The 2,757-nt window shown below is 61.1% G+C and carries 3 protein-coding genes and 1 pseudogene; all 4 read right to left on the reverse strand.

Features of this window, described 5'->3' with window-relative positions:
• Positions 1–178, reverse strand: a 178-nt coding sequence (locus AC1DT2_RS20100) for a glycosyltransferase family 2 protein (protein WP_477298292.1), incomplete at its 3' end; no start/stop codon positions are given.
• The gene (locus AC1DT2_RS20105) at positions 175–1,065 is read right to left on the reverse strand and encodes an NAD-dependent epimerase/dehydratase family protein (RefSeq protein WP_477298289.1); all 891 of its coding nucleotides are present in this window, start codon (positions 1,063–1,065) and stop codon (positions 175–177) included. The genes AC1DT2_RS20100 and AC1DT2_RS20105, both read right to left, overlap by 4 nt.
• 25 nt (positions 1,066–1,090) lie before the next feature.
• Complete coding sequence (locus tag AC1DT2_RS20110; RefSeq protein WP_477298290.1) at positions 1,091–2,524, reverse strand: lipopolysaccharide biosynthesis protein; 1,434 nt, start codon at positions 2,522–2,524, stop codon at positions 1,091–1,093.
• Between the two features lie 9 nt (positions 2,525–2,533).
• Positions 2,534–2,757, reverse strand: a pseudogene (locus AC1DT2_RS20115) (hypothetical protein); the annotation flags it as partial.

Raw genomic sequence — 2,757 nt, forward strand, 5'->3', positions numbered from 1 at the left:
GATAGGTGGCAAGAAGCTCCACAGAGCTATCGGTCGAAGCGTCATCGTGAACAATGATCTCGACCGAGCTATCAACTACCTGGTCAAGCACGGAGCGCAGGCAGTCATCGAGGACAACGACACCGTTGTAGTTCGCGATGCATACCGAGATGATCGGAGCGCTGGGCTGCTTGCTCATCGGGCGGCGTGCCAAGTACGTTCGAGACCGTCACGCAAATTTATATGGGGTGCCCAATCGAAGGTCTCTCTAGCCAGCGCGTTGTCCAGCACGATGCGTTGAACGTCGAAAGCGCGAGCCTCGTGGTACTCGCGAGGAACGGCCTCCCCAAGGGTTTCGCCTATGAGATCGAGGAGCGTATTCAACGAGACGGGTACATGGCTGGATGCATTGATTGAACGAAAGCCCGCTGACGCGGGTGCTAACAGGGCCTTGATAATGAGACGGACCAGGTCGTCAACGAAAAGATAGTCGCGTACGGCTGTTCCGTCTCCGCGAACGAAAATGGGTGCGCCCGTCCGCACAGCGTGGAAAGCCGTCGGGATAATGCCGAACCCGTTTCGATAAGGTTGGCCAGGGCCGTAGACATTGGATGGACGAAGAACGATTACATCGTGCTCTGCCTCATGCGACCACGCACTGAGAAAGGCTTCCGCAGCGAGTTTGCCTGCGCTGTAGTAGCTCTTCGGCTCAAGTCGCGCCTGCTCGGTCGCGTCGCGAACTTCGACGTCGCCGTAAATGGCGCCGCCCGTTGACAGGTAGACGACTCGACGGCGGCCCACACCAATGCTGGCCTGAATGAGATTCAGCAGTGGGCGAAGGTTGTTGTCGAGTTCAGCAAGCGGGCGACCCGCACTCGAACTCGGCGTGCTTGAGCCAGCAAGCCAGACGACGCCGTCGGCGGATTCGAAAAGTTTCGCAAGGACGTCACTAGTCGCCGTGGACGCGTCGATCCACGTGACGCCATCGTCGGGCGCCACTTGCCTTGGCGACAATGCGATCACCTGCTCGCCAGAGGTCACCAGTGCCCTGACCAGGTGGCTCCCGATAAAGCCGCCCGCGCCCACGACCAGCCATGTCCGAGTTATCAACTTACCGACTCCTTGGGAGGACGAGTTGCAGGAATCCATCAATGGCGGGATGGCCAAGGGCCCAGCCGATGGCCAGATGCGTAGCACCCGCGAGCGCCGCTCCGGCGCATAAAGTCCATAACGATGACGGAAGCCAGACTACGCAACCCCACGCGATGACCGAGGCTCCCAGCGTCGCCAGCGCCGTCGGAAGCAGGTCATGTAGTTGGGTAAGCGCATCGTAGCCGATGCGTCTACCCACGACGTAGGCGTTGAGGACATATGAGACGAGGCTGGTAATGACTGTCGACCATGCCATCGCAGGCAGCCCCCATGGCGCGCTCGTGATTAGAAGGGTCACCGCGATGGCCTTCTTCACTACCTCCACGCGCAGCACGAGGCGGGGGTGTCCGAGCGCGTTGAGCACCACCAGGCTGAGGACATGCGCAGGCCACGGAATCGCCCCAAGGGTCAGGATCGCAAGAAGGGGGCCGGCGGGGAGCCATCGCTCACCATAGACGAGGCGAACAACGGGGCTGGCATATATGGCGAGGATCACCATCATCGGAGCAAAGGCGAAAAGGCTCATTCGCAACGCGGTCCGGAGAAGCTTGCGCACTTCTGCGATGTCGCCGTTGACCGAAGACAGTAATGGCAGGCCCAGTCGATTCAGAAGCGCAGCGGCGAACGACGTGGGGGCCTGCTGGGTATTCTGAGCCAGCGAATAGAAGCCAAGGTCCCGTGCGCTGAAAAGTCGCCCAATAAGAACGGCTTGCAAGCGGTTGTACGCAGTGTCGATCAGTCCGGCGACGAGCATATAGCCGCCGAAGCCGGCGATGGATCGAGCGGCTTCGTTGCGGTAACGGCCTTTCGGATACCAGCCCGAAATGAGGTAGAGCATCGCCGCCCGCGAGCCGATTGAAGCGATTGCCTGAAAGACCAATGCCCAGGGGCCGAAGCCCATGGTCGCGAGGCTGATGGCTATAGCGCCCGAAATCAGCGAACTCCCCAACTCAACTCGGGCTCGTGCGTGGAAGCGGAGCTGCTGGGTGAGCAGCGCGTCGGGAACGACGGCCAGTGCATTGAGCGGAAAGACCACGGCCAGCACGACGCAAAGCCGCGCTACCTCCGGTCTCCCATAGAACTCAGCGATGGATGGCGCCCCTGCCACCAGTGCCGTGCATGCTAATAGCGAGATGGCCAGGTTAATAACGAAGGCGGACGTCTCTTCATCGTCGTTGGTGCACTGCCGCTGTATCAACGCAAGACCTGTCCCGGAATCAACGAACACGTTTCCCAGCGCCGTGAACACGAGGACCATAGCGACAATGCCGTAGGCCCCCGGGTCGATGAGATGCGCGAGCACGACGGTGACGCCGAACTGCAGCACATAACGAATTCCTATCTCGAAGGCGCTCCATCGCGTGGCATGTTTGACGGCGCCAGGTTCGCTCACGTCGTCACCTCAACGTGCCTTTGCGGGCACGCCCATGACGCGCAGCCCCTTTGCAACCGGCCCCACGACGCAGGCGCCCGCAGCGATAACGGCGTCGTCACCGATGACGAGCCGTGCGCCCGGCGTTCCGTTGACAATCGTGGCTCCGATCCCCATAAACACCCGGCGGCCCAGCGCGACGTGCCCCGCAATCCGCACCCCTGGCGACACGGTGGAAAACTCACCCACGACTG

The organism is Luteibacter sp. P4_E6 (assembly GCF_056401535.1).